Origin of the sequence: Mesorhizobium sp. ESP7-2 (assembly GCF_020164715.1) — a bacterium.
Taxonomy (GTDB): domain Bacteria; phylum Pseudomonadota; class Alphaproteobacteria; order Rhizobiales; family Rhizobiaceae; genus Mesorhizobium.
Genome location: NZ_JAIUGQ010000031.1, coordinates 43,983 through 61,743 on the forward strand (window position 1 = coordinate 43,983; position 17,761 = coordinate 61,743).

The following is a 17,761-nucleotide window of genomic DNA, read 5'->3' on the forward strand; positions in this document are numbered from 1 at the left end:
GAGTCGCCTCTGGCGGCCGAATAGAGCCCCGGTCCGGCGCTGCCGGATGCGCCCGACATCCTCACAGCGCGATCGATGAGGAGGCATCGCGGGGATCCTCATCCCAGCGCTCGGAGACTGCCGCAGTTGCCAAGCACATATAAAATTTTGTATTGGGTAGGTTTGATGACCAAGTCTGTCGAGTTCGGTGGGAGCGCCCTTGACGATCTGCGCGCCTTTCCCGCGGCAGCGCGACGCGAGGCTGGTCATCAGCTCGACCAGGTTCAGAACGGCCGCGAGCCGGACGACTGGAAGCCGATGAACACGGTCTTGCAGGGTGTGCGCGAAATCAGGATTCCGGGATGCGGCCGGCGCATTCAGGATTATCTACGTGGCCTGGTTTGCCGACGCTGTTTATGTGCTGCAACCTGGTGCAGGAGCTGAACCGATGAGCAACGAGCGCTTCAAGAGTGTGTGGGACGCCATCGCGGATACGCCCGCCGAGGCCGAGAACATGAAGTTGCGGTCGACGTTGATGATGGCGCTCAAGCAGCACATTGCCACCGAAGGGCTGAGCCAGTCCCAGGCCGCCAGGTTGTTCGGCGTCACCCAGCCGCGCATTTCCGATCTCATGCGCGGCAAGATCGACCTGTTCGGCCTCGATACGCTGGTCAACATGGTGGCGACAGCCGGCATGCACGTGGAAATGAACATCGCCAAAGCGGCGTGACCACGAGGCGAAGGCCGGCGCGGGAGATATGCGACGCCGGAATGGCCGAAAGACAAGTTGCTCAAGCATGGCCCGGAGCTGCCGATGGCGGAACGCATCCGGCGCTATCAGCACAACATCCGCGTTATCCGCGACTCGGGCTGCGCCGTGCCGACCTCGGCGCTTGTCGACACGCTGGATCCGGCCGAGATCGGGCTGTGGTTCGCCGACAGCGCCTTTCGCAGCCACAGGCTTAAACGAGCGATCGACGCTGTCGCCCAGCTTCCCGAGGAAGCCACGCTGCCCTCGCCCTTTCACCGAGACCGATCCGGACTAGATGATCGCCACGCGGACAGATCTGCAAGGGAGCCGCAAACGCGGCCCCCTTGCGCCTGTCGGGCGCCGATGGCGGTCAGTCGATCGCCTGGAATATTTCGGAGGCTTCAGGATGTTCGGCCGCGAATGCGTAGAGGCGGGCGTACCCCTCGTGCCAGCAGGTCGGACCCATATCGAAATGAATGATGCGAAAGGGCGAACAGCGTGACGATGACGCCTGCCGCGTCGGCGGATACCTCGCCCTCGTAGCCATTGGCCTCGCAGGTGATCCGATAGCGGTCCTTCGAAGTCGGCGCGAGATAGAGCGGCTTGCCCTCGTATTCGTAGAACCGCCAGAAGCCCCCGCCATAATCGAGCGGGCTCAGCCATTCCATGAGGCCGTAGAGGGTGTTCTCGGCGACCATCAGGTGCTGGAGCCGAACAGGCCGGGGAGAAAGTTCGCCCGACGGTCCTCGCTCACCATTTTGGCGACGCGGGTGGCAGAATACAGGTCAGAGGTTCGATTCGAGTCCGCGCTTCAAAGAGAGCGTCAGTCGGGATGCCGAAGCGATGGTCCCTGCTTTTGCGTAACTGCACGCGACAATCGCTGCAAGATTGTCACCGGAGCGGATCAGCCACATCAATCAGTGTCACGCGACTGCCGAGCCACAAAATGCAATAGATTTGTTCGCGTGCCCCGTGCAGTGATAGTAAACGTATTTGCCCTTCTTGATCTCCGCCACGATGGCGCAGCCGCATTCGGTGCAGGTCATCAGGCCGGTGAAGGCGAACTCGTTTCCCATCGGGTGGGTCGGCACCGCATTGCGGCCTGTCAAGATTCCCTGGACCCGCTCCCATAGCTCGATCGATACGAGAGGTGCGTGCTTACCCTGGTGCAATTTGCCGTTCCACTGGAACAGCCCCGTATAGAGGCGGTTGCGCAAGATCATATGCACGGTGCTGACCGGAACCGGATTGCCGCTCTTGGGATAGATCAGCCCGTCGCCGTGGGCTGCCTTAGCCAAGGCCTTCAGCGAATACTGGCCGGTCGCGTAGCGCTCGAACAGCTGTGTGACGACTGGCGCCAGTTCAGGATGCGGCTCGATAACCTTTCTGCCATCCTTCCCCGTGGTGTTGACATAACCCAGCGGAGCCTTTGTTGGCCAGATGCCCTGCTCCGCCTTCTCCATCTGCCCCTTGCGGGCTTCTTCCGACAGGTTGTCGATATAGTTCTTGGCCATCAAGACCTTGATGCCGTGCATGAACTTTTCAGATGAGCGCGAGTCTCGCGACAGCGTCACACCTTCTTTCGCAAGGTGGATTTCCACATCCAGTTCATCGAGAGTCACCCCGTCCTTCAGATTGCGATAGAGCCGGTCGGTCTTCTCGACCAGGATGCTTCGAATGCCCGGACGCTTTCGCAGATATTTGACCATTTCGATGAAGTTGGTCCGGCCGGTGGTCTTGGCCGTCTCGACGTCGACGAACTCCTGCACGATATCGAACCGATGCTGCAGGGCGTAGTCCCGCAGCAGCTTGCACTGCGCCGGGATGGAGAAGCCTTCCTTTTCCTGCTCCTTGGAGGAGACGCTCGCGTAAAGCAGCGCCTTTACAAGACCTGGGGGCCTTGCGATCTCCATAAGTCGCTGGTTCATCTAGATGCCTCCTTCCATCCCTGGACATCGGGTTTTGCGAACAGACAGAGCCGGCGATCAGGCAGCTAGCGCCAGCTATTTGCCCCGGTCAATCCGTTCCCACTCGGCAAGGATGCGGAAGAAGCCACCGAGATTATCGACGATTTGCCGCGAATCTTCCAGTGATAGGGGCTGCTCCATGCGCACCTCGAACAAGCGGGCCGTTCGTTCCAGAAATGCTTCGTCAATGGCAGGTTGGCGCGAAAACAGATTGGTCTCGGCGTTGCGCTCAACGCTGCGTTTTGTAGCGCGCCGCTTCGCTTTCACCAGTTCCATCCCGACCACAGCTGCATCGGGATAAGATTCGCTGAAATTGGTTCAGCGGCGAATGGCCGTTATGTACGCTGTTGTTTCTTTTCTCACTCCGCATTTATCCCAACGGCGGGTCGCAGGCTCAAGTCGAGATTCTCGGATTGGGTCTGCAGATCGACTAGATCGGCAGCCATCGCCCGGTATCGCCTGCAATCCGCATCGATGGCCAACCGATCCGGCCGTTGCAGCGGCAGGCTCCCGGTGATTTCCTTTAAATCATCAAGTACCGAAGCAATATGCGGCCAGGGAAAGTCGGTGGGATCGTCGATGTCGCGATCTGCGCCGGCTATGATTTCGAGCTTAGCGACAACGCCAAGAAGCGACCGCGCCGGGGTTTGAGGCAGTTCGTCCTGAAGTTTCAAGGCAGTCGTCATAGCCTCGACTTCCGCCTGATAGGCGATCAAGTAGCCGGCCTTCTCATCCATCACTTCCAGCGGCGCCGCGCCGAGTACGCGCGTTTCCAAACGCTGTTGCAAACGACATAACACCAGCGAGACTCGTTGGGCCTGCTGCCAGTTCGTGAACAACGCAATAGCTGGATCGGAGACAGCGTCCCGGCCCTTGCCGCTCTCCCGGCGCTGGGCTGGCGTTTCGCCGTTCCGACGCAAATTGGTATTCGGGGCTCTAGCCATTAATCGATCGACCATCCGTTCCTGGCTCCCGTGCTTAGCCGCGAGGATCGTAGCACAACAAATCTTTGTAGAGAATACTCCGTGGTGAAATACTCTTCAACTCGTTGATCTCCCGCCCATGGAGATACGTGAGGTATTCGCTCGGAATTTGCGAACGGCCCGCCTAGCCAAAGGCCTGTCGCAGGAGGAGCTTGCACACCGCGCCGACATTGATCGTACGTACATCAGCTCCCTGGAGAGAGGTGTCTACAACGCCAGCATTGATGTAGTCGATCGTCTCGCCAAGGCGTTGGAAATCGAGGTGGCGGAGTTGCTCTCAAGAAAATAGTCAGCGTCGATCAACCGACATTAAGCGGGCTTATGCAGTCAACGAGGTCGGACATTGGGATGGGTTTGTGCAAGCCGGCGTTGGAGCTAAAATAGCACGTGGCCGTTGACCAGGATTGCGGTGCTCCTGCGGCAATTGCGACCAGCGAAGCCACAACCGTCCGCAGCTAGATATCGCAAGGAGTGGTACTGGCTAGGTGAAAAACGGCCGCTTTGCGCCTCGCCCGCGACATCCATGGAGACCCCTTCTAATGACCGGAACCGGCGGTTCGGTTAGGTCGGCGGTGCATCCGGCAACCGAACCCGGACTGGATTCAGCTTTGATCAACGTCCTCGAAAATCGAGCGCGCACTCGAATTGCTTGTCTTCGTCGGTGAAGACGTAGGCGTCGCCGAATTCGTCACCAGATGGGTCCAGCCAGACTCGTCGTCGTCCACACTATCACGCTGTTCCTTGAACCGCCCCGGGTTTTCCGGAGGCTATTTCGTTTGAGTCACGCGGCCATGTCTGGTTCTTCCAGCATGGCATAGTAGCGTTCCTCGGCTTCGGCCGGCGGGATGTTGCCGATGGGCTCCAGCAGCCGGCGATTGTTGAACCAGTCGACCCATTCCAACGTTGCGAACTCGACAGCCTCGAACGAGCGCCATGGTCCACGTCGGTGGATTACCTCGGCCTTGTAGAGACCGTTGATCGTTTCGGCGAGAGCATTGTCGTAGCTGTCGCCGACGCTGCCCACCGAAGGCTCGATACCGGCCTCCGCCAGGCGCTCGGTGTATCGAATGCTGACGTATTGGCTGCCTCTATCGCTGTGGTGCACGAGCCCGCCGCGATGAACGGGCCGTCGTCATGTAGAGCCTGCTCCAGGGCGTCGAGCACAAAGCTCGCGTGGGCCGTCCGGCTCACCCGCCAGCCGACGATCCTTCGCGCATAGGTGTCGATGACAAAGGCGACATAGACGAAGCCCGTCCAGGTCGCGACGTAGGTGAAGTCGGAGACCCACAGCATGTTCGGCGCCGGGGCATGGGACAAGGTGCGGCCTTGTCGCTCACCGTCGTACGGAGCGGCTTGCCGCGAATGATGCCCTCAAGGCCCATGACCCTCATCAGGCGGGCAACGGTGCAGCGGGCGACATCGAAGCCCTCGCGCCGCAACTGCCGCCAGACCTTGCGAACGCCGTAGACGCGGAAGTTCGCCTCGAATACGCGGCGGACCTCATCCTTCAAGGCTGCATCCCGTCTTGCCCGAGCCGACAGCCGGGAGGGATCGATGCGCTTGGCGACATGGTCGTGGTAGGTCGACGGGGCGATCGGCAGCACCTTGCAGATCGGCTCGACCCCATGCGCCTGGCGGTGATCGTCGATGAAGGCGATCATGGCCTGAACCGGCGGTCGAGCTCCGCCTGGGCAAAATACGCGCTCGCCTTGCGCAGGATTTCGTTGGCCTGCCGAAGCTCGCGGTTCTCGCGTTCCAGAGCCTTCAGCTTCGTCGCCACATCCGTAGGCACGCCGGCGCGAACCCCGTTGTCGCGCTCGGCCTTCTTCACCCACTCATGCAGCGTCTGCGCCGTGCAGCCGATCTTGGCAGCGATCGACGAAACCGCCGCCCACCGCGAGGCGTGCTCGCCTTCGGGATCGAGAACCAGCCGCACCGCGCGGGTGCGAACCTCGGAAGAAAATCTGTTCGTCGTCTTGCTTGTCATGGCTCCACCTGCTTTGCCGGGAAGTCGATCGCGAGTTCGACCAGGATCGACCGGCAGACGCTTTCGACGACAGCACAGGCGGCGGTGACCGCAATCTCCGGGTCGTCAGCGCCCGCACGAAGAGCGCGATCGAGATCTCGGCTGGCAGTGTCAAAGTCGATGCCGGCAGCCATCGCCGATAGTTCACCGGTCACGAGGGCAGTCTCGGCGATCTCGACCAACCGCATTATGCGACCCGCCCACTCGAGCTTTAGGCCGTCATAAAATAGGTGCTTATTGAGATACTCGACGACGGCCGAGTGCCGCTCCGGTTCCCGTATAAAGTCGCGGGGATCTGCAGAGCTTTCAATGATCCGCTTCAGCAGTCCACCGTTACCGGTGTCAATGAAGATAGCCGCGCGGATCGCAGTCGTCGTGGCCGGTAGCCGGCTCTCACTCTTGACGTCGAATGGAACTCCAAACCCCTTGAACCAAGCTTCGAGCTTCCAGCCCTGCCGATACAGGCCAATTGAGGGCTCATAACCGTTGGCGGCGCCGCCGGAGATGATCTCGGCGAGCGCATCAATAGACTGTTCTGAGAGCTCGACTCGCATGTAACAACTCTACAGCATTCCGCACAGATATTTATATCGGTTTATGGCGGTCGGGGTTAAGGCCTTTGACGAAGGCGTTGCAGAGTCGACCCCACTTCGCCACGGTCCAAGATTGACGAACTTGGCGCTCTTGAACAAAAACCGAGATCTCTGAATTGGTGAGGCATTGGTATCGACCAAAGCACCCCTTGATGGCTCTCAGTTGGGCGAGATCGTCGCCACAATTACTCCGCTACTAGTGGAAATCGTTATGGGTCGCGAAAATCTGGCATTCAAAATTGGAGGTCGTCGCGTTGCTAAGATCGATCGAGGAGTTGAAACGGACGGGATGGACGAAGTTCCACGTTGGTGGCGACGAGGCCGAGATCGTCGAGGTCATCAAGGGGATTGGTGCGCAATTAGGGCCCTTCGCAAGGGGACGCACGAGGTCGGTGGCCGAGGTGCTGTTGCCGCAGGAAGGCCCCGGTGCAGACCCAAGTGCCGGGGCTTTTCGTTCCGGGCCTATGGCTGGGCATCGTCCGGCGCTTCCTTTTATCGGTTCGCTAGCGCAACCGACCCGCCATCACGGCTTCGCACACGTGTCTGATCGCCCAGATCAATCCGGGATGAATCCCCAATCGGGAGCGGATGTAGATCGCTTGACAAACGCCCAAGAAGATCATCGTCGCGCTGGTGACAATGGCTGCCCCGACCGCTCCATGCAGCGCGATACCCACGATGCAGCCCGAGACATTGATGATTGCCGCCACCGACATCAGCATAGCCGCGGCGCGCTCGTGGCCTGTCATTGTCAAAAGTTGCTGCTGCGGCCCGACCGCGGCAGCAAATAGCTGCCCGACAATCAGAATCCTGGCTATGAGCGCACCGGAGGTGAATTCACCGCCAAACGCATGCAACACCGGTTCGGTAAGCACGAGCAGTGGAAGCGCCAGCGCAACGCCGCCTGCAAAAGACAATACGGTGGCTCTTGCGAACAATGCCTGGAGCCCCGTCAGATCCTCACGGGCGAACAGACGCGAAATAGCCGGTGCGAATGCGGTGCTCACCGCAACACGCGGCAGAGTGAGAAGCAACGCGATGTTCGACCCGACCGCGAATATCCCTGCCCCCTTTATGAAGCCGATCTTTCCAAGCAGCATCACAGCCGTGCGGTTCATCAGGACGTCCACGAATGTCATGATCATGATCGGCAGAAGCGAAGGCCACCAATCCTGGAAAGCATAAGTCGGAGGCGCGGCACTCAGGCCAGCGGGCCACAGGCCCCATATGCTGAGAACCATTACGAAGGCCGCGACGGCTGAACTGACCAGCAGCATCCACATCACGGCCGTCGCATCCAACCGCCACGGCGTGAAAAAAGCCGCTAGACCGAGGAGGGCGAGCATAAGTCCGTCGCGTATAATGCGCTCGGGAAGGAGCGCGGAAATAACGCCTCCAAACGCGCGCACGAGCCCTGCACCGGTGAGATAAATTGTGATCGGCGGAAGTGCCGCCAAGCCGATCAACACACTGATGGCAAGTTCCGGCTCGAGATGGTGAGGCCACCCGATCACGACCAGCGCGCCAACCGCGGCGATCAGAATTGCAACCGCAATGCTGGCTTTGGACCCCAAATGGATGAATCCGAGCGCCATCGGATATTGGTTCGTTGTCTCGTAGGCCGGCACGAACCGCAGAACGGCTACGTGAAAACCGAGAGTCGAGCCATAAGACAGGAGTGTAATCCAGGCGAACACGTAGGTATATGTTCCAAAGCTCTCCGCGCCTGCCAGCCGAGCGATGACGATCTGGGTTACGAAGGTCAGCCCGGCACCCGCCGCGTAAATGAACAAGGACCAAACGCTTGCGTGTGAGAGGCGTCGGGTCAAACCGTGGCTGCCGGTGCCTTCCTTGGCCGTAGATTGCTGGCCCGCTGGCTCGAAAATCCTCTTTAAGCTATCGCCATTTACCCCGAGGGCGTCGGTCGCCAAATTGCCGTAAACGGGCATTGCCGAAGCCGCGAGCTGGCGTTCCAACTCCATCGTTTCCTTTACCGGTTTTCTGGATTCGTCCTCCATCCGCTTTCCGTTCCTGCCCAGTCCCGACAAAGGCCGATCGGGAGCTTCCCGCGATGAATCCGTGAGGCCAGCACGGTAGCCTCAGTTCCAGCCAAGTCTTCATTCGTTCGACGGATGCAAACCATTGCGCCTTCTGGAAGCCTCCTTCCGCAACATACGCCTTCGAGCGGATGGAATTCCAAGCGGCCCAATCGCGCGTCGCGAGCCAACGGTCGTTTGAATCTTGGCTAATCGGCAGCGAACCCGGCAAGAAAGAGAAAAGCGAAAGTGAGCCGATGACCGAGGATTTGAAGATGGATCAGATCATATCGAGGGCACCGGCGGCCAAGCCCATCAATTACGACGACGAGATCGCGAGCCATGAGCTTGCAACCAAACAGAAGTACCAAGATACAGGCATCGCGAGTTGGTACCTGAAGGCGTACGCGGGCCGCTTGAAGCTCTCTAGCTTAGCATCCTACATCATCGCCCGAAGAGAGCAGCGCTGCATCGCCACCACCGCTGGCAAAGCGCTCGAAGCCAAATCGGCGATGCGGAATGCCATACGGTGAAAAGACGCCTCCGACATCGCTCGAGATGGCGGTGACCCGAAACCCTCTTTCGCGCAGCGCCAGCAGGAATGGCAGCGAACTTCCCGCCCTCGGTAGCAATCCCTCGAAGCCACGATGGATGACCGCGCAAGCCAGGATGTTCGGCACGCTGCACCCGCTTCAGACGCGAGACGGGCAAGATGATTGTCCTGCACAACGCCCTGCGGCTCTGTGCGTGGCCGATTTCGGAAGGAGCCGGCCCCGGCCGTTAATCGAAGGGAAGTTGGGGGCTCGGGGCCGGATCAAGCACATTGGATCGTACCCGCCGGGCTGTCGGCGGGACTGCGCCTACATCATCCCGGCAACGCCAGACGCTCGTCCGGCATCATGCAGGCTTCGGCTTGGCGGCGAATGTCTGGACCGGCATCGCGGAGCATGGCGCACCAGTCTTCCACAGTGTACGTGGTCGCCATGCTGCCCCTGGCCGGATCGTAAATGACGCACGGCTTGTTCGCTATGGCCAGCCGAAACACGTTGACGGCCGTGCCGGGTGATGCGCCGCCCCAGACCATCATGCCAAAGTCGGCGCGCCGCACCATCTCCCGGTCTTTGGTGGCGTGGACCCAGCACCCTCTGGCATCCTCAGGAGAAGGAACATGGTAGGCGGCCCAGTCGCCCAGATTGTTGCGGGGTTCCTTGCCCGCATGGAAGACCCCGACATGCTCGTAACTGTAGCCGGCGAGCAGGCCCTGCGCCTCCTTCTCTCCAGCGTCCCCCGCCCCGCGCCGGCCGCCCTCTCCCTCTGGCCCTGCGCGAGGGATCGTCACCCAAAGGCCGAGACGGCGAAGCCGGCGCGGGGAGCGGCGGGACGCCGCGACTACAGCCCGGCCGGCCGCAGGCCGGCGCGCCCGGACCCTGCCGCTGCGGGAGGCGCTACGTGTGGAGCTAGTGGGCTCTGTCGGCCAGCCAGAGACTCACGTCCTGGATCGAGCGCATGAGTACCGACGGATTGTCCCGCGCGGGGATGAAGCCCCAGCTCTGCCAGTAGCGCTCGGCCTCGGCGTCGATCGCCCGCACCACCACCGCGCGGCCGCCGACGATGTCGGCGCCGGCGACGCAGCGATGCAGCGCGTCCTTGACCAGGCCGCTGCCGATGCCTTGTCCGGCATAGCGATGGTCGACGGCGAGTTGTCCGATCAGCAGGCAGGGGATCGGGTCGGGCGGGCGACCGGTGCGGATGGCGCGCGGCGCGCTGTTTGGCTGGATCACGCCCGGCGCGAGGCCGTAATAGCCGACGACTGTCCCCGCGTCGTGAACGATCAGGACGCGGGTGAACCCGCGGGCCTGGTTCGTTCGCGCGAAGCCGGCCAGCCAAGCGTTAAGCGCTGGCTTGCCGCAATCGAAGCTGTCGAGGCGATGCACGTCGTCGAGGAGTTCGATGCCTGAAAGCGCCACCTAGCGGTCCCAGGGCGGCGACCGACGCAGCCGCTCTGCCGCCTTCGGCGTGGGCGGGGCGGCAGGCGCCGAGATCGCCTGCATGAAGGCGTCATAGGCTTCCGGGGACACGCGGATGACGGTTTCGTTGAGGATGGCCGCCTGCGCCTCGTGGAGTGCTGCGCGTCGCATGAACTCCGTGCGCGAGAGGCCGAGCAGCTCCGCGCCGCGGTCGATGATGGTGAGATCATCATCGCGAAACCGCATCGAGACGGGTATTTCCTTCCTCGTGGCTGTGGTGGCCATGGCGCGCTCCTTTGCTGCGGATGTATATACGTCGGTGTAACGCGGATCGCAATACCAGGTTGCGTGGCGGCATGCTCCATCGCGTCGATCCGATTAGTGGAGGTGGAGGGTGCCGTGGTGGAGGGTGCCGTGCTTCGCGCGCGGGCTTCGGTGCGCTTCGCGGGCGCCGACCCGGCCGCGCGCGGTCGGGTTCGGCGGTGCGGATTGCGGGGAAACCGACGCTCACGCGGCGTCTTCCGCGAACCGCCAGACGGGGATGCCGAGCCGACGGGCCTTGTCGGCAAGGTTGTCGGTGATGCCGGAGCCGGGAAAGACGATCAGGCCATAGGGCACGACCGAGAGAAGCTGGTCGTTGCGGCGGAACGGAGCCGCCTTGGCGTGCCGGTTCCAATCCGGCTTGAAGGCGATCTGCGTGACCTTGCGGTTCTCGGCCCAGCAGGCGGCGATGCGTTCGGCGCCGCGCGGGCTGCCGCCGTGGAGCAGTACCATGTCGGGATGCTTCTCGTGGGCCTTGTCGAGCGCGTCCCAGATCCGGTCGTGATCGTTGCAGTCGAGACCACCGGCGAAGGCGATCTTGGTGCCGGCCGGAACGAGTACCTCGGTTTCGGCGTGGCGGCGGGCGGCGAGGAAGTCGCGCGAGTCGATCACCGACGCGGTCATCGCCTGGTGGCTGACCTTGGAGCCGGTGCGCGGCCGCCATGCCGATCCGGTCTGCGCCTCGTAGAGGTCGGCGGCCTCATCGCGCATGATTTCGAGCACGTTGCGCCGCTCGATATAGGTTATGCCCTCGGCTGTGAGCCGTTCCAGCTCGACGGACTTCACCTCGGAGCCGTCCTGCTCCTGCTGGCTCGAGCGTTGCGCCTCCTCATTGCGCTCGAGGCTACGGGCGACGCGCTCGGCGGCGCGGTGGAAGACGTTGGTGAAAGACCAGAGAAGGTCGTCGAGGTCGGGTTCGAGCCTGGTGTCGCCGAGCATGCCGGCGAAGGTCTCGACGATACCGGCGAGGCCGGCCCGGATCACCTCGTCGTCGGGAAGTGGCCGAGGATCGGGCTCGTCCTGATGCGGACGATGACCGTACATCTGCAGTTCGAGGATGACGCGGTCGGTCGGTGAGGACGTGTGGTAGGGCTCGTAGGCGTCGTCGAAAGGAAGGTCGTAGGTCATGGCGTGTCTCCGTCGGTTGTGGCCGCGCCTGTCGCGGCCTGACAGCGCATCCCGGCCGCGGCCCGGGCGCGGCCGCACCGAAGGCCGGAGCGCGAGCGGAGGACGGCGCCAGCCGTTGCGGCCGTGACGGGGGCGTGGCAGGGGTCGCCTCTCGGGCAGGCCGCGGGCGCGGCTTCTCCCGGCGGACCGCCGCCATGCCAATCGGTCTTCCGGTGACGCCGGCCCCACCTGCCGGCCCGAGCCCTTCATTCGAACGGCAGGAAGAGACGGGCATCCTCCGGGACGAGCTGATCGCCGAGCCAGGCCGCGAGATGGGTCGGGCCGAGATGCCGTAGATCGTCGTTGAAATCGCCGAGCCGCGGTCGCAACTCCAGAGCGAGGATTCCGGCCGCGCCGGCACGCTGGCTGAGACGCTCGATGCCATGCCGTCCGGCGGCGTCCGCATCGGCGGCGATGTAAAGGCGGCGACAGCCAGACGGAAAGATCAGGCCGGCGAGATGATTGGCCGAAGTCGCGGCGGCGACCGGCAGCGCCGGCATCACCGTCCTGAGCGACGCCATCGTCTCAAATCCCTCGCCGGCGGCCATGACCGGAACAGGCACACCGGGCTGGAGGCCGAGCCAGATGCCGTTGCCAAGAAGATGCCCGAGCGAGCGGCGCGGATCAGCGAGTTGCGCCTTGCCGACCTTGCCGTTCGGATCGAGCCAAGGGGACAGGTAAGTGCGCTGCAGGCCGGTGATGCGACCCTCGAGGCTGGTGACAGCGGCGATGAGCGCGGGCAGGGTCTGCGTCTCGTCAGTCACGAGATCCCGGTAGTAGCAGCCGGGATGGAAGCGCAGGGCGCGCTCGCTTATGGAAAGCACGATGCCGCGACCAGCGAGGTATCGTTCGGCCAGCGTGCCGGCGATCGGCTGCGACATGCCGAACAGGCGACGCGCAGCGCCGGAAGAGCCGCGTGCCGCGGCGGTTTGGCCCTGCGCGCCATGGGTCTGAGTCTGGGGCTGGGGCGGTGGCAGCGGCATGGCGAGGAAACGGCGCGCTTCATCAGCGACCTCGCGGAAGTCGACCAGACCACAGCTGTGCTCGATGACGTCGAGCAGGTCGCCATGTTGCCCGTTCGCCTCATCGACCCATTTTCCGGCTGCTCCTTTCGCGTTGGCCTTCAGCCGCACATGCATGGAGCGGCCGCGCGTGTTGCGGACATCGCCAACCATCCAGTGGTTGCCTGAGCGATGGCCGTTGGAGAGATATTCGCGGCACACCGCCTCGGCATGGTCGCCGAGGCGGCGCGCCAGCTCGGAAGCCGAGCCGGTCATGATCGCCTCCCCTCAAGCAGCTGCGGCACGGTCGGTGACTCCGACCAGCGTATGGCGATCCAGCAACGCGGCGAGGAGGGCCGGGCCTTGCGCAGCCGTCGGGATGAACAGCCGAAGCTTCCAGGCGATGATTTCGGAGATCAGTCCGAGGGCCTTCAGCCGCGGCACCATTGCGTCGGTGAAGCCGATCAGCTCGACACGGTAGTCGTGCATGACGCGGCTGCGGCGCAGGATCAGGCCGTCGGCGAGTTGCAGCCCGATCTTGCCTTCCACGAGCCCGGTCCATGCATCTTCGGGTGCAAGCGAGGGCACATGATCAAGCCCAAGATTGCGGAACATGGTCGTGACAAGGGTCGACGCAATGTGACGACCGATGATGCGTTCGCCGGCATCGGTCTGGATGCGGTAAACCCGGCAATCGTCGTCAGGCAACCGCCGCCAGATCGGCAGGAGAAGCCCTGTGACGATGTGGAAGGTGCTGGTGGTGAACTCCGGCACCGCGGCGGCTTCCGCCTCCCAGAGTTCGCAAAATACGTTCCGCTCAGCTGCCTGCCAATGCGTCTCGGCGAGCGCATCACGGCCGAAGCGCAGCTCGTCGGTCGGGCGCAGCAGACGGACGCGGTGCTCGACGGTTCCATCGTCGAGCATCAGGCTCGCCGTCGGCAGCTGTATCGCCGCGCGGCTCGAGCGTGAGTTGACGAGCAGAACCGATTGGGGCTCCGCTCGGACGATGGCCAGCGCGTCGACCAGGCCGAGCGGCCGGATGCGGTCCTTGCGCGCGACGGTCAGCACATGCGACTGGGCGCCCGAAACAGGATGGGTGTAGACGGTTCGCCGATCGGTTACGACGATGCTCTCCGCCGTGATCGTCTCCAGACCCTTGTCATAGTGCCCGGCGGCGATGGCGCCCTCTATTCTTCCCGCCATCAACTGCTCGAACACCTCGAACAACAGGTTCTGAGTTTCGATCCGCAGTGCGAGCAGACGGTTGAGCCAGGTCGTGATCGGCGGCAGTTCATCGCGCAGCCCGCCCTCGTCGGTGGTCAGCGACAGGCCGGTGACCGTCTCGAAGGTCCTGAGCGAGCAGCCTTCGATCTTACCCTGGTGGAGCAGCCAGTAGAATTGGCGAAGGGCAGCGCGGGCATAGGGGCTTTCCAGATTGTCCTCGGATCGGAACAGCCCTGCCCCACCGGTCTGGCGCTGGCCGCGCGTGATCGCACCCAGTGTGTCGAGCCGGCGCGCAATGGTCGACAGGAAACGTTTTCCGGCTTTCACATTGGCGGCCATGGGCCGGAAGAGCGGCGGCTGCACCTGGTTGGTGCGGTGCGTCCGTCCCAGGCCCTGGATGGCGTTGTCGGCGCGCCAGCCGGCCTCGAGCAGATAGTGCTTACGCAACCTCTGGTTCTTCATCCCGAGGTCTGCGTGATAGGACCGGCCCGTGCCGCCGGCGTCCGAAAAGATAAGCACGCCCTTGTCGTCGTCCATGAAGCTTTGGGTCTCGGCAAGATTGGCCGAGCCCGGACGGTTCTCGACAGCAAGCCGGTCGACCCCGTCGCTGCCGGTCTTCTTCACGATACGGCGCGAGCGGCCCGTCACCTCAGCGACGATGTCGGTGCCGAAGTGATGGATGATCTGGTCGAGTGCACTGCCGACCGGCGGCAACGACGCGATGTGCTCGATCATCTCGTCGCGTCGGCGAACCGCCTCCCGGCACTGTACCGGGCTGCCGTCTTCGTTATGGACTGGCCGCGAATAGACGTTCCCTTCAGCGTCCGAATATTCTTCAAACAGCTGGGTCGGGAAAGAATGCATCAAATATCCGCCGACATACTCGCGTGGCGTGACGTCGACATGGAGATCCGACCATTCCTCGGTTGGGATTTCGGCCAGCCGTCGTTCCATCAGCGCCTCGCCGGTCGAGACAATCTGCACCACGGCCGCATGACCATCGGTGCGGTCCTGCTCGATCGCGCCGATCAAGGTCGGCGTCATCATCGAGGTGATGAGATGGCTGAAGAAGCGCTGCTTGGTGCTCTCGAAGGCTGAGCGCGCCGCCGCTTTTGCGTTGCGGTTCAGCGTGCCGGTCCCGCTGGTGATGTTGGCCGCTTCGAGCGCGGCAGTGAGATTGTTGTGGATGACCTGGAAGGCGTCCGCATAGGCGCTGTAGATACGGATCTGCTCCGGGGTCAGTTCATGCTCGAGCAGGTCATATTCGACACCGTCATAGGAAAGCGAACGCGCCGTATAGAGGCCGAGCGACTTGAGATCGCGGGCAAGCACTTCCATCGCCGCGACACCGCCATCCTCGATGGCGGCCACGAACTCGGTGCGGTTGGCGAAGGGAAAATCCTCGCTTCCCCAGATGCCCAGGCGCTGCGCATATGCGAGATTCTCGACCGCGGTGGCGCCGGTCGCCGAGACATAAACGACACGGGCGTCGGGAAGCGCATGCTGCAACCGCAGGCCTGCTTTGCCCTGCTGCGAGGGTGCGACGTCGCCGCGTTCGCTTTTTCCCCCGGCGGCGTTGGCCATGGCATGCGCCTCATCGAAGACGATGACGCCATCGAAAGACCGTTTGGTCCCCGTCGGGCCGTCGGCCTTCCTCGCCGGGTTTTCTTTCATCCCTGTCGCGGCTTCGCCGCTCCTCGCCTCTTGTCCGACCCAGTCGAGGATCTGGGCAATCCGGGATTTCTTGCCCTCGCGCTCCTGCGAACGCAGGGTTGCGTAGGTGGTGAAGAGGATGCCTTCGGCGAGGCGGATGGGGGTGCCCTGCCGATAACGGGACAAGGGTTGGACGAGGAGTTTCTCCTGGCCAAGTGCGGCCCAATCGCGCTGGGCGTCTTCCAGCAGCTTGTCCGACTTCGAGATCCAGATCGCGCGGCGCCTGCCCTGCAGCCAGTTGTCGAGGATGATGCCGGCGACCTGTCGCCCCTTTCCACAACCTGTTCCATCGCCCAAAAACCATCCACGGCGGAACCGGACCGCGTTCGCAGCACCTTCTGGAGCGGCCGAGACCACATCGCAGGTTTCGTCGACGGTCCAGGTACCGGCGAGATGGCCGGAATGGGCTTCGCCGGCATAAATCACGCTTTCGATCTGGGCGTCGGACAGCAGGCCCTCGTCGATAATCGCGCCAGGCAGTAGGGGTCTATAGGAAGGCTTCGGCGGCGCGACCGCGGCCATGGCGGCCGACTGGACCAGCGGCGTCGGATGCGGCTTTGCACGGGGAATGTGGATCGACTGAAGGGCGTAAGGCTCGTAGATCGTGTCGGTGAGGCTTCCACTCTCCTCCGGCATCCACTCGCGAAGCTCGTAGGTCAGGGGCAGCGCCGGGGCTCTGCTCTCAAGGGCCGGGTGGCTGAGCGTTGCCCTTGCAACGGGGCGAGCCGGTCGGACAGCCTTTGGCGCAAACGATGTTGCGGACGCGGGTGCAGCTACTGCCGTGGCCCGACCGGCCATGTGCATGGCGGCATTGCCCGGGATCCGGTTCGACAGAGCGCCGATCGAGTCCGGAAAGCCGCCCGGTGTCCGCGGCGGCAGATCCATGATGCAGGAGAGCAGCGTCTCGACATCAGCGGCCTTGCCCGGCGAGGCGGCGAAGCCGGACGGACCGGTGGCCGGCACCTTGTCGACTATCGTCAGGCGGGTTTCGACGGTTGTGCCATGGCGGGCATAGACACGGCCGTCGATCACCGCGGTGAAAACGACGGTGCCCAGCTGCTGCAACCGCTCGAAGGCTGCCCGCCATTTGGGGTTTTCGGGAGACAGGCCAGTGCCGGTGATGGCGACAAGACGGCCGCCTGGACGCAGGCGCGCGAATGCGGAGGAGAGATGCCGCCACGCGGCATCGGCGACATGGCCGTCAACATAGGCGGCCACCGTGAAGGGCGGATTCATCAGCACGACGGACGGCTCGATGGCGGCATCGAGATGATCGTCGATATGGGCTGCATCGTGCCGGGAAACGGGGACTCGCGGAAACATCCGGCCGAGAAGATCGCCGCGCGTCGCGGCAAGCTCGTTGAGCACGAGCGTAGCCCGCGCGATCTCGGCATGTACGGCGAGCAGGCCGGTGCCGGCCGAGGGTTCGAGAACGAGGTCTGAAGAGCTGATTGCAGCGGCATGCGCGGCAACGAAGGCAAGCGGCAGTGGTGTGGAGAGTTGCTGCATGGCCTGGCTCTCGTCCGACCGTCGCGTATGGGTGGGAATGAGCTTGGCGATCCGCTTCATCATCGCCAGGGTCGCCTGCGGCGTAGTCGACCGGGACAGGATCGCCGATCCGAAGCGGCGCAGGAACAGCACCTGGGCCGCTTCGAGCGCTTCATAGGCGTCCTTCCAGACCCAGAAGCCCTGTGCGTCCGTGCCGCCGAAGCTGTCCGTCATGACGGTGCGGAGCGCGGCGGTGGTGACTGGCTTGCCCTGCTCTAGGAAAGGTAGAAGCAGCAACGCCGCCTGAAAGATCACCTGGGCTCTGTCGCTGGCAGCGGGTGCCGGCGTGCCGAGGGGTGCGGCCGTTCGGGCAACGTCGGATGTGGTCGAAACGATGTTCATGGAAACGTCCTTCGCGAGAGGGGAATGGCCCCCGCGCCGGCACTCTCTCCGCGCCGGCCGGGCCGCACTCCTCCCGGCTCCCCTCTCCCTCTGGCGTCGGTCCATCAAACGGGTTGCGCTCAGCGCAAAGCCATGACTTGAAT

At 63.1% G+C, this 17,761-nt stretch carries 15 protein-coding genes, 2 pseudogenes and 1 other annotated feature; of the genes and pseudogenes, 4 read left to right on the forward strand and 13 right to left on the reverse strand.

All coding sequences use genetic code 11. The annotated features are described in order from the left end of the window. Window positions 1–165: 165 nt before the first annotated feature. Window positions 166–423, forward strand: coding sequence for a type II toxin-antitoxin system RelE/ParE family toxin (locus LB543_RS24375; RefSeq protein WP_411908786.1), 258 nt, complete (start codon window positions 166–168; stop codon window positions 421–423). 4 nt (window positions 424–427) lie between these two features. Beyond that, a complete protein-coding gene (locus LB543_RS24380) occupies window positions 428–709 on the forward strand; it encodes a helix-turn-helix domain-containing protein (protein ID WP_224615937.1) in 282 nt (93 codons plus the stop codon). Window positions 710–1,100: 391 nt separating this feature from the next. Here LB543_RS24380 and LB543_RS24385 read toward each other — a convergent pair. From LB543_RS24385 to LB543_RS24400, 4 genes and pseudogenes are all read right to left on the reverse strand, one after another. Continuing rightward, a pseudogene (locus tag LB543_RS24385) lies at window positions 1,101–1,487 on the reverse strand (antirestriction protein). Between the two features lie 166 nt (window positions 1,488–1,653). Next, window positions 1,654–2,658: a recombinase family protein gene (locus LB543_RS24390; RefSeq protein WP_224615890.1), complete on the reverse strand. Its 1,005-nt coding sequence runs from the start codon at window positions 2,656–2,658 to the stop codon at window positions 1,654–1,656. Window positions 2,659–2,733: 75 nt separating this feature from the next. Further along, window positions 2,734–2,973 (reverse strand): hypothetical protein, encoded by a 240-nt coding sequence (locus tag LB543_RS24395; protein WP_224615892.1) that lies wholly within the window; start codon window positions 2,971–2,973, stop codon window positions 2,734–2,736. A gap of 83 nt (window positions 2,974–3,056) precedes the next feature. Then, entirely contained in the window at window positions 3,057–3,656 is a 600-nt protein-coding gene (locus LB543_RS24400; protein ID WP_224615893.1) for a hypothetical protein, read from the reverse strand. Between the two features lie 103 nt (window positions 3,657–3,759). Here LB543_RS24400 and LB543_RS24405 point away from each other — a divergent pair, with 103 nt between their 5' ends. Further along, complete coding sequence (locus tag LB543_RS24405; protein WP_224615894.1) at window positions 3,760–3,969, forward strand: helix-turn-helix domain-containing protein; 210 nt, start codon at window positions 3,760–3,762, stop codon at window positions 3,967–3,969. Between the two features lie 492 nt (window positions 3,970–4,461). Here LB543_RS24405 and LB543_RS24410 read toward each other — a convergent pair. From LB543_RS24410 to LB543_RS24420, 3 genes and pseudogenes are all read right to left on the reverse strand, one after another. Then, window positions 4,462–5,667, reverse strand: a pseudogene (locus LB543_RS24410) (IS3 family transposase). Beyond that, window positions 5,267–5,383: a sequence feature (AL1L pseudoknot), on the reverse strand. Its footprint overlaps the pseudogene before it by 117 nt. Next, window positions 5,664–6,260 carry a hypothetical protein gene (locus LB543_RS24415; protein ID WP_224615896.1) on the reverse strand — a complete coding sequence of 199 codons (597 nt, stop codon included), beginning with the start codon at window positions 6,258–6,260 and terminating at the stop codon, window positions 5,664–5,666. The pseudogene LB543_RS24410 and the gene LB543_RS24415 overlap by 4 nt, the downstream one beginning before the upstream one ends. Window positions 6,261–6,802: 542 nt before the next feature. Continuing rightward, window positions 6,803–8,317: a lipopolysaccharide biosynthesis protein gene (locus LB543_RS24420; protein WP_224615899.1), complete on the reverse strand. Its 1,515-nt coding sequence runs from the start codon at window positions 8,315–8,317 to the stop codon at window positions 6,803–6,805. Between the two features lie 170 nt (window positions 8,318–8,487). On the opposite strand from LB543_RS24420, the gene LB543_RS24425 reads away from it, so the two are divergent. Continuing rightward, window positions 8,488–8,868 carry a hypothetical protein gene (locus tag LB543_RS24425; RefSeq protein WP_224615901.1) on the forward strand — a complete coding sequence of 127 codons (381 nt, stop codon included), beginning with the start codon at window positions 8,488–8,490 and terminating at the stop codon, window positions 8,866–8,868. Between the two features lie 332 nt (window positions 8,869–9,200). Here LB543_RS24425 and LB543_RS24430 read toward each other — a convergent pair whose 3' ends face one another. From LB543_RS24430 to LB543_RS24455, 6 genes are all read right to left on the reverse strand, one after another. Beyond that, on the reverse strand, window positions 9,201–9,674 hold the full coding sequence (locus LB543_RS24430; protein ID WP_224615903.1) for a hypothetical protein: 474 nt from the start codon (window positions 9,672–9,674) through the stop codon (window positions 9,201–9,203). Window positions 9,675–9,792: 118 nt separating this feature from the next. Further along, complete coding sequence (locus LB543_RS24435) at window positions 9,793–10,302, reverse strand: GNAT family N-acetyltransferase (protein WP_224615905.1); 510 nt, start codon at window positions 10,300–10,302, stop codon at window positions 9,793–9,795. Further along, window positions 10,303–10,587 (reverse strand): DUF1778 domain-containing protein, encoded by a 285-nt coding sequence (locus LB543_RS24440; protein WP_140763110.1) that lies wholly within the window; start codon window positions 10,585–10,587, stop codon window positions 10,303–10,305. Window positions 10,588–10,809: 222 nt separating this feature from the next. Further along, window positions 10,810–11,751: a DUF2493 domain-containing protein gene (locus tag LB543_RS24445; protein ID WP_224615906.1), complete on the reverse strand. Its 942-nt coding sequence runs from the start codon at window positions 11,749–11,751 to the stop codon at window positions 10,810–10,812. A gap of 245 nt (window positions 11,752–11,996) precedes the next feature. Continuing rightward, window positions 11,997–13,067, reverse strand: coding sequence for a toprim domain-containing protein (locus tag LB543_RS24450; RefSeq protein WP_224615907.1), 1,071 nt, complete (start codon window positions 13,065–13,067; stop codon window positions 11,997–11,999). A gap of 12 nt (window positions 13,068–13,079) precedes the next feature. Beyond that, entirely contained in the window at window positions 13,080–17,618 is a 4,539-nt protein-coding gene (locus tag LB543_RS24455; RefSeq protein ID WP_224615908.1) for a strawberry notch family protein, read from the reverse strand. Between the last annotated feature and the right edge of the window lie 143 nt (window positions 17,619–17,761).

Excerpts from the sequence above, each read along its gene's own strand:
- LB543_RS24375 (WP_411908786.1), top strand. The coding sequence starts at position 166 with ATGACCAAGTCTGTCGAGTTCGGTGGGAGCGCCCTTGACGATCTGCGC.
- LB543_RS24380 (WP_224615937.1), top strand. The coding sequence starts at position 428 with ATGAGCAACGAGCGCTTCAAGAGTGTGTGGGACGCCATCGCGGATACG.
- LB543_RS24390 (WP_224615890.1), bottom strand. The coding sequence starts at position 2,658 with ATGAACCAGCGACTTATGGAGATCGCAAGGCCCCCAGGTCTTGTAAAG.
- LB543_RS24395 (WP_224615892.1), bottom strand. The coding sequence starts at position 2,973 with ATGGAACTGGTGAAAGCGAAGCGGCGCGCTACAAAACGCAGCGTTGAG.
- LB543_RS24400 (WP_224615893.1), bottom strand. The coding sequence starts at position 3,656 with ATGGTCGATCGATTAATGGCTAGAGCCCCGAATACCAATTTGCGTCGG.
- LB543_RS24405 (WP_224615894.1), top strand. The coding sequence starts at position 3,760 with ATGGAGATACGTGAGGTATTCGCTCGGAATTTGCGAACGGCCCGCCTA.
- LB543_RS24415 (WP_224615896.1), bottom strand. The coding sequence starts at position 6,260 with ATGCGAGTCGAGCTCTCAGAACAGTCTATTGATGCGCTCGCCGAGATC.
- LB543_RS24420 (WP_224615899.1), bottom strand. The coding sequence starts at position 8,317 with ATGGAGGACGAATCCAGAAAACCGGTAAAGGAAACGATGGAGTTGGAA.
- LB543_RS24425 (WP_224615901.1), top strand. The coding sequence starts at position 8,488 with ATGGAATTCCAAGCGGCCCAATCGCGCGTCGCGAGCCAACGGTCGTTT.
- LB543_RS24440 (WP_140763110.1), bottom strand. The coding sequence starts at position 10,587 with ATGGCCACCACAGCCACGAGGAAGGAAATACCCGTCTCGATGCGGTTT.
- LB543_RS24445 (WP_224615906.1), bottom strand. The coding sequence starts at position 11,751 with ATGACCTACGACCTTCCTTTCGACGACGCCTACGAGCCCTACCACACG.
- LB543_RS24450 (WP_224615907.1), bottom strand. The coding sequence starts at position 13,067 with ATGACCGGCTCGGCTTCCGAGCTGGCGCGCCGCCTCGGCGACCATGCC.
- LB543_RS24455 (WP_224615908.1), bottom strand. The coding sequence starts at position 17,618 with ATGAACATCGTTTCGACCACATCCGACGTTGCCCGAACGGCCGCACCC.